This is a genomic window from Bradyrhizobium sp. UBA2491, assembly GCF_002341725.1.
Taxonomy (GTDB): domain Bacteria; phylum Pseudomonadota; class Alphaproteobacteria; order Rhizobiales; family Xanthobacteraceae; genus Bradyrhizobium.
In genome coordinates this window covers 34,286-41,785 of record NZ_DDOP01000034.1, presented here as the reverse complement: position 1 = coordinate 41,785, position 7,500 = coordinate 34,286, and the positions used below count along the sequence as shown (strand labels likewise).

2 protein-coding genes, 2 tRNA genes and 2 rRNA genes (1 of these 6 running past the window's edge) are annotated in these 7,500 nt (G+C 61.0%); 1 reads left to right on the top strand and 5 read right to left on the bottom strand.

What is annotated here, in order from left to right; translation table 11 throughout:
• The 4 genes from B2W55_RS09745 to B2W55_RS09730 form a co-directional block, all read right to left on the bottom strand.
• Positions 1–74 (bottom strand): 23S ribosomal RNA (locus B2W55_RS09745) (it extends 2,766 nt beyond the left edge of the window).
• 420 nt (positions 75–494) lie between these two features.
• Positions 495–570: transfer RNA gene (locus B2W55_RS09740), tRNA-Ala, on the bottom strand.
• Between the two features lie 111 nt (positions 571–681).
• Positions 682–758: transfer RNA gene (locus B2W55_RS09735), tRNA-Ile, on the bottom strand.
• 210 nt (positions 759–968) lie between these two features.
• Positions 969–2,457 (bottom strand): 16S ribosomal RNA (locus B2W55_RS09730).
• The 16S and 23S rRNA genes sit together here with 2 tRNA genes alongside, the layout of an rRNA operon.
• A gap of 1,003 nt (positions 2,458–3,460) precedes the next feature.
• Here B2W55_RS09730 and B2W55_RS09725 point away from each other — a divergent pair.
• Positions 3,461–5,524, top strand: coding sequence for a M23 family metallopeptidase (locus B2W55_RS09725; RefSeq protein WP_024579152.1), 2,064 nt, complete (start codon positions 3,461–3,463; stop codon positions 5,522–5,524).
• Positions 5,525–5,610: 86 nt separating this feature from the next.
• On the opposite strand, the gene B2W55_RS09720 is transcribed toward B2W55_RS09725, so the two are convergent.
• On the bottom strand, positions 5,611–7,500 hold a 1,890-nt coding region (locus B2W55_RS09720; RefSeq protein WP_291532219.1), incomplete at its 5' end, for an AAA family ATPase.

Sequence of the window (7,500 nt, the reverse complement as noted above, 5' to 3'; positions counted from 1 at the left end):
TATCGCAGCGTAGCACGTCCTTCATCGCCTCTCAGCGCCAAGGCATCCACCGAACACCCTTAAGGCACTTGATTGCTCTCATTATCAATGTCCACACACTCGGCAGAATGTTGTCTGCGCAACTGCCATTGAAGGCACGCGTCCTCGATGAACGCGATTGTCGCAGCCGGACATTGACTAGAAAGACCAGCTTGCTTCGTAAGATCGGCCCGATAGCGAGGCGGTCAAGCTTCGCTACAAAGATCGTTTTACAACTCGATCATCTCACTCATCTTGCGATGAGCGGCGATGAACGAGCGCCGAAAACGATCTGGAGATTAGGAATGGCATCCGCGAATTGCTCCGCAGATCCAAACTCGGATCGATCTCCTCTTTACGATGTCAGAAAACACGCACGTCACCGTCCATCCGGACCAATGAGTGCGAAGTGATGTTTCGCGGACGATTGAACAGAGCTTCCTGCACAAGGCGCATTCTCGAGCTTCAATTCCATCTGGTGGAGCCAGACGGGATCGAACCGACGACCTCATGCTTGCAAAGCACGCGCTCTCCCAGCTGAGCTATGGCCCCGTACCAGAAGACGAAGCGCATTATTGATACCCGCTCGCCTTCGCCAAGGCTACGGCGCAGCAGCCTTCATCTTGAAAGGCCTGCCTAGCCGAAGCAGCGAAGCGCGAAGGCTGGTGGGCCTGGGAAGACTTGAACTTCCGACCTCACGCTTATCAAGCGCGCGCTCTAACCAACTGAGCTACAAGCCCCTAACACGAGAGACATGCCGGCGCGCATCCGACGTGACGTCGATGCATCGCACAGCGCTCAGCCCCTGGCGCGTGTTCGTCCGCGAAGAAAGAGAAACGAAGACGGCGAAATCCCGCCAATGGAGCTCAACAATCCTGAAACTGTTGGCCCCTGAATGTTTCTAAAACGATCCGATAGTGAGCGTGAGCTCGCTGAAGGATCATCCTTAGAAAGGAGGTGATCCAGCCGCAGGTTCCCCTACGGCTACCTTGTTACGACTTCACCCCAGTCGCTGACCCTACCGTGGCCGGCTGCCCCCTTTCGGTTAGCGCACCGTCTTCAGGTAAAACCAACTCCCATGGTGTGACGGGCGGTGTGTACAAGGCCCGGGAACGTATTCACCGTGGCGTGCTGATCCACGATTACTAGCGATTCCAACTTCATGGGCTCGAGTTGCAGAGCCCAATCCGAACTGAGACGGCTTTTTGAGATTTGCGAAGGGTCGCCCCTTAGCATCCCATTGTCACCGCCATTGTAGCACGTGTGTAGCCCAGCCCGTAAGGGCCATGAGGACTTGACGTCATCCCCACCTTCCTCGCGGCTTATCACCGGCAGTCTCCTTAGAGTGCTCAACTAAATGGTAGCAACTAAGGACGGGGGTTGCGCTCGTTGCGGGACTTAACCCAACATCTCACGACACGAGCTGACGACAGCCATGCAGCACCTGTCTCCGGTCCAGCCGAACTGAAGAACTCCGTCTCTGGAGTCCGCGACCGGGATGTCAAGGGCTGGTAAGGTTCTGCGCGTTGCGTCGAATTAAACCACATGCTCCACCGCTTGTGCGGGCCCCCGTCAATTCCTTTGAGTTTTAATCTTGCGACCGTACTCCCCAGGCGGAATGCTTAAAGCGTTAGCTGCGCCACTAGTGAGTAAACCCACTAACGGCTGGCATTCATCGTTTACGGCGTGGACTACCAGGGTATCTAATCCTGTTTGCTCCCCACGCTTTCGTGCCTCAGCGTCAGTATCGGGCCAGTGAGCCGCCTTCGCCACTGGTGTTCTTGCGAATATCTACGAATTTCACCTCTACACTCGCAGTTCCACTCACCTCTCCCGAACTCAAGATCTTCAGTATCAAAGGCAGTTCTGGAGTTGAGCTCCAGGATTTCACCCCTGACTTAAAGACCCGCCTACGCACCCTTTACGCCCAGTGATTCCGAGCAACGCTAGCCCCCTTCGTATTACCGCGGCTGCTGGCACGAAGTTAGCCGGGGCTTATTCTTGCGGTACCGTCATTATCTTCCCGCACAAAAGAGCTTTACAACCCTAGGGCCTTCATCACTCACGCGGCATGGCTGGATCAGGCTTGCGCCCATTGTCCAATATTCCCCACTGCTGCCTCCCGTAGGAGTTTGGGCCGTGTCTCAGTCCCAATGTGGCTGATCATCCTCTCAGACCAGCTACTGATCGTCGCCTTGGTGAGCCATTACCTCACCAACTAGCTAATCAGACGCGGGCCGATCTTTCGGCGATAAATCTTTCCCCGTAAGGGCTTATCCGGTATTAGCTGAAGTTTCCCTCAGTTGTTCCGAACCAAAAGGTACGTTCCCACGCGTTACTCACCCGTCTGCCGCTGACATATTGCTATGCCCGCTCGACTTGCATGTGTTAAGCCTGCCGCCAGCGTTCGCTCTGAGCCAGGATCAAACTCTCAAGTTGGACTTGAAACCTTGAACCGGCTGATCACAACGTTTGACGAGGTCCCACCATTCTTCGTCGACCGAAGTCAACGAGCCGCCTGCGATTCACATCGTTGGCAGCGATGGTGTAACCTTTAAAACGTGTACCGCCGAAGTCTTTCGTCCACTCTCAGAAGTCAAAAGCCGAAGCTTTCAAGTATTCCGAGAGACGCAAGGACTCCGCCGTCCACGTTTCTCTTTCTTCATCTTCACTTGTCAAACAGCCCGGGATCCGATGATCCCACACCCTTAGAGGGTGGTTCTACCCTTCACCGACCGACAGTGAACCTCAACCGATTTATGTCGGTTGTTGTGTCACTCATCTAAGTGAGGAGCATCAGAGGCGCGTTCGCTCGCCTTGGTCAGTGACCCGGCGGCGCCGCGCTCAGTGGTTGGTTTATAGTCCGGGCCCCTCGGGATTGTCAACGGCCATTGTCAACAAATCGTCGCACGCCGAAATCGCTTGTGCAGTGCGAAGAAACCCACGTAGTTCCCGTGGCTTAGGTCGACGGTAAAATTCATCACCCCGACACACGTGGTAAAAAACTTGAAAAAAAGTTTGTCGCCGGGACGCCCGTCAGGCCGCTCGGAACGGGTTCCGAGGGGCCCCCAGGCGAGCCAGCGGCACCCCGGCTTCAGGAAACTTTTCCACCTTAAATGCCGCACTTGAGCCACAATCCTGCGACGTTCTCGCTATAACGAATGCAATGAACCGCTCGAAACCTGTGGGGGCTCGGGTGGTTTTTCAGGGGGACCAGGCGATTTCTTCGAGAACCCGTCGCCTCTTCCCTACGCGGCCGAGCAACATCGAGAGATCTGCACACCATTGACGTTCGAGAGTGCGGCCAGCGAATGGCCTTCGTCTCTTCGATGTCGATGCGTGTGGCTCGCCACACTGCCGAATTCCCTCTCCGAGGGAGCGAGGTGGAGATGAGGACGAGCAGAGGACGATCGCAGTTGCTGGAATTTGGGGGGATATCGGGTTGAGCCAACGGGCGTCACGCGGAAGCGGCATTGGGCGCGAGACCGGGATGATCGATCTCGGTCACGAACCGCCGCTTTCAGTCGACGGCACCGAGGCCGCGGTGATCGATCGCCGTCGTGTCTCCGTTCAATGGTTCAGCGGCACCATTCTCACCGGTCTGTGCGGCGCAGCTCTGATCGGCGGCGCCGTCTTCGCGTCGCTCGACGGCGAGATGACCTTCGCCAAGGTGCCGGAGCGCGTCGAAGGCGCGCTGCGCGGCGCCTTCACCGGCAATGATCGCGTCGTCAGCCTGCACAAGGGCGACCGCCTGCCGCCGCCGAACGAATCCTCCGCTTCCCGCAGCCTGGTGCGCGTCTCGACCGTGACCCGCGTCGGCAATCGCGACGTGATGCGGGTGCGGCCCTTCATCCGGATTTCCGGCAATCTCTCGATGACCACGAGCGATCTGTCGTCCAAGATCCCCGCATTCAACGCGCAGCGTCTGTTGACCGATGTCGGCTCCGACACGCCGGCGGCGACCGAGGATCCGAATGCGGCCGATGCCGCCGAACCCGATGCCGAGGTCTCTTTCGTCACCAAGGATCTCGGATCCGTGCTGCCGAAAGCCAAGCTCGCCGCCGGCGTCGGGCTCGACGACATCCTGATGCGGGTGCGCGACGCCGCCAATTGGCGCGGCTCCGGCAATTCGGTGCGTTACGCCTCGCTCGCCAATGCCGCGGCCGATGCCACCGGCGCCGGCCCCGATATGCGGATGGCCTACGCGACCGAAGGCAACGTCTCCGATCCCTATGCCGGCTTCGAGACCCGCGTGGTGCCGGAAAACGTCACCCTGCTGCCGAAGACGAAGGAGCAGGTCACCGGCGGCAATCCGATCGGTGAACGGGTTCACCTCGTCAAGAAGGGCGACAGCATCACCTCGATCCTGCGCGACCAGGGCGCGACACCGGACGAGGCGAAGGCGATTGCCGCAACACTCGGCCCGCGCGGCCGCGACGGCGGGCTGAAGGAAGGCCAGAAGGTGCGGATCCTGATGGCGCCGGCGGCGCCGGGCGCCCGGCTCCAGCCCTACCGCGTCGTGGTCGCCAACGATTCCGTCGTCGAAGCCGTCGCCGCCCTGTCCGATATCGGCAGATATGTCGCGGTCGACGTGCAGAGCATGAACACCACGACCGATACCGCCGACAATTCCAGCGACGACGACGAGGATGATGGCAGCGGCGTGCGGCTCTACCAGAGCATTTACGAGACCGCGCTGCGCAACAAGGTGCCGCCGACCGTGATCGACGACATGGTCAAGATCTACTCCTACGACGTCGATTTCCAACGCAAGGTGCAGCCCGGCGACTCGTTCGACGTGTTCTATGCCGGCGAGGACGAGGGCGTCACCAGCACCGAGAAGACCGAAGTGCTGTACGCCGCGCTCACCGTGGGCGGCGAAACCAAGAAATACTACCGCTTCCAGAGCTCCGACGACGGCGTCGTCGACTACTATGACGAGACCGGCAAGAGCGCGAAGAAATTCCTGGTCCGCAAGCCGGTCAACAACGCGATCATGCGTTCCGGCTTCGGCGGCCGCCGCCATCCGATCCTCGGCTACGTCAAGATGCACACCGGCGTCGACTGGGCCACCGCCTACGGCACGCCGATCTTCGCCTCCGGCAACGGCGTGCTCGAGAAGGTCGGCTACGAGGGCGGCTACGGCAAATACATCCGCATCAAGCATTCCAACGGCTACGAGACGGCCTACGGCCACATGTCGGCCTTCGCCAAGGGCATGGAGATCGGCAAGAAGGTGCGGCAGGGCCAGGTGATCGGCTTCGTCGGCTCGACCGGCCAATCGACCGGACCGCACGTCCACTACGAAATCCTGGTCAACGGCCGGTTCGTCGACCCGATGCGCGTGAAACTGCCGCGCGGCCGATCGCTCGAAGGTCCGATGCTGGCGAGCTTCGAACAGGCCCGCGACAAGATCGAAGCCCAGATGGCGAGCCGCGGCAGCTCGCGCATCGTCTCGGATGCCACGAGCTCGACGTCGCAGACCCGCTCCATCACCAACCGCTGATCAGTCCGCCCATCAGGAGCAATCCACAAGGGCAAGGCCCTCCCCGCGGCACGCGGAGAGGGCCTCCATTGTCAGGCTTGTCGTGCTCAGTTCAGCTTGCGCTTCGAGACCGGGGCCTCGAACTGCACGACCTCGGCGGTTTTGGGCACTTGACCGTTGAAGGTCAGCACATTTCCCTTCTCCGAGATCGCGACGCGATCGCCGTCCCTGACCTCTCCGGCGAGGATCATCTCGGCCAGCGGATCCTGCACGCTGCGCTGGATCACCCGCTTCAAGGGGCGGGCGCCGTAAGCCGGATCCCAGCCCTTCTCGGCCAGCCAATCCCGCGCCTTCGGATCGAGCGTGAGCTCGATCTTGCGATCCTCGAGCAGCTTGGTCAGCCGCGCGAACTGGATCTCGACGATGCGGCCCATCTCGCTCTTTTGCAGGCGGTGGAACAGGATGATCTCGTCGATGCGGTTCAGGAACTCCGGCCTGAAATGCGCCCGCACGACGCCCATCACCTGATCGCGGACGGCGGCAGTGTCCTCGCCTTCCGGTTGATTCACCAGAAACTCCGAACCGAGGTTCGAGGTCATGATGATCAGCGTGTTGCGGAAATCGACGGTGCGGCCCTGACCGTCGGTCAGGCGGCCGTCATCGAGCACCTGCAACAAGACGTTGAAGACGTCGGGATGCGCCTTCTCGATCTCGTCGAACAGCACGACCTGGTAGGGCCGACGCCGCACGGCTTCGGTCAGCGCACCACCCTCGTCGTAACCGACATAGCCGGGAGGCGCGCCGATCAGCCGCGAGACCGAGTGCTTCTCCATGAACTCGGACATGTCGAGGCGGACCATCGCGGTCTCGTCGTTGAACAGGTCAGCGGCGAGCGCTTTTGTGAGTTCGGTCTTGCCGACGCCGGTCGGGCCCAGGAACATGAACGAGCCGGTCGGCCGGTTCGGGTCTTGCAGGCCCGCGCGGGCGCGACGCACGGCGGTTGCCACCGCACGCACGGCTTCGGCCTGGCCGACGACGCGCTTGGCGAGACTGTCCTCCATTTTCAGGAGCTTGTCCTTTTCGCCCTCGAGCATCTTGTCGACCGGCACGCCGGTCCAGCGCGAGACGACCTGCGCGATGTGGTTGGCGGTGACCGCCTCCTCCATCATCTCGCCGCCGTTCGGCTTGCCGCTCTCACGCGCCTCGATGTCGGCGAGCTTCCTCTCCAGCTCGGGGATCCGGCCATAGGCCAGCTCGCCCGCCTTCTGGAATTCGCCGCGACGCTGCGCATTGGCCAGCTCGACGCGAAGCGCATCGAGCTCGCTCTTCAGCTTCTGGGCGTTGGAGAGCTTGTTCTTCTCCGCACTCCAGCGCGCCGTCAGCGCCGCCGATCGCTCCTCGAGCCCGGCGAGCTCCTTCTCCAGCGTCTGCAAGCGGCTCTTGGAGCCGGCATCGCTCTCCTTCTTCAGCGCCTCCTGCTCGATCTTCAGCCGGATGATGTCGCGATCCAGCGAATCGAGCTCTTCGGGCTTGGAATCGACCTGCATCTTCAGCCGCGCCGCCGCCTCGTCCATCAGGTCGATGGCCTTGTCGGGCAGGAAGCGATCGGTGATGTAGCGGTTCGACAGCGTGGTCGCGGCCACCAACGCAGAGTCGGTGATGCGCACGCCGTGGTGCTGCTCGTATTTGTCCTTGAGGCCGCGCAGGATCGAGATGGTGTCCTCGACCGTCGGCTCGCTGACATAGATCGGCTGGAACCGGCGAGCCAGCGCGGCGTCCTTCTCGACATGCTTGCGATACTCGTCGAGCGTGGTCGCACCGATACAGTGCAGCTCACCGCGCGCCAGCGCAGGCTTCAACAGGTTGGACGCGTCCATCGCACCGTCGGTCTTGCCGGCGCCGATCAGCGTGTGCATCTCGTCGATGAACAGGATGATGCCGCCCTCGGCGGTCGAGACCTCCTGGAGCACGGACTTCAGCCGCTCCTCGAACTCGCC